The 876-nt window shown below is 69.7% G+C and carries 1 protein-coding gene; it reads left to right on the top strand.

Annotated elements, in window-relative coordinates; genetic code table 11:
- Nucleotides 1-17: 17 nt before the first annotated feature.
- Nucleotides 18-876: ABC transporter permease (locus HG250_RS00005; protein ID WP_240956812.1), on the top strand; the 859-nt coding region annotated here is incomplete at its 3' end.

Raw genomic sequence — 876 nt, 5'->3', positions numbered from 1 at the left:
GGAAGCTCGGCAGGTCGATGATCGTATATTCCGGCTCGAACCCCTCCAGTTCCTCTGCCGACGGGCGCACCGCCGCCGCGCCGCCAGCGGGCAGCGCCTGGCTGGCGCAGGGCGCGATCGACCGGCTGGGGATCGCGGTCGGCGACAGCTTTCGCATCGGCAGCGCCGAATTGCTGGCGGCGGGTATCATTGCCGATGAACCGGACCGGCTGGGCGAGGGCTTCCAGCTCGGCCCCACGATTATCGTGGCGGAAGATCTGCCCGCACGCGCGGGGCTGCTTGCCCCCGGTGCGATGTATCAGAGCAAATATCGCGTCGCCTTCACCCCCGATCGCGACCCGCAGCCGGTGCGCGAGGCGCTGGAGGAAGGCTTCCCGTCATCCGGTTTCGAGATCGACACGCGGGAACGCGCCGCGCCCGGCGCCGAACGCTTCGTCAGCCGGATGGGCGAATTTCTCACCCTCGTCGGCCTCGCCGCGCTCGTCATCGCCGGCATCGGGATCGGCGGCGGCGTATCATCCTATCTCGAAGCGCGGCGAACCAGCATCGCCACCCTCAAGATCCTGGGCGCGACCAGCACGGACATCGCGCGCATTTACGCCTTGCAGATCGGCACTGCCGCGCTTGCCGGCACCGTCGCGGGTCTGGTTGCCGGCATGCTGGTCACGCCCCTGCTGGCGCAGGCACTCGACGGCCTGTTACCGGTAGAGACAGGCTTCGTCTTCGAACCTGTCGCGCTGCTGGTCGCGGCGGCTTACGGCCTGCTGGTGGCGATGGTCTTTGCCGCGACCCCGCTGCTGCGCGCGCGCGATTTTCCGGCGATGGCGCTGATGCGGTCCCGCGTGGTGCCGCTCGGCCGCGACCGGCGCGCGCTGG

Source organism: Pseudopontixanthobacter vadosimaris, assembly GCF_012979275.1.
Lineage (GTDB): Bacteria > Pseudomonadota > Alphaproteobacteria > Sphingomonadales > Sphingomonadaceae > Pseudopontixanthobacter > Pseudopontixanthobacter vadosimaris.
Note: the sequence above shows the minus strand (reverse complement) of the source record. Positions and strands in the feature narration are given on the sequence as shown.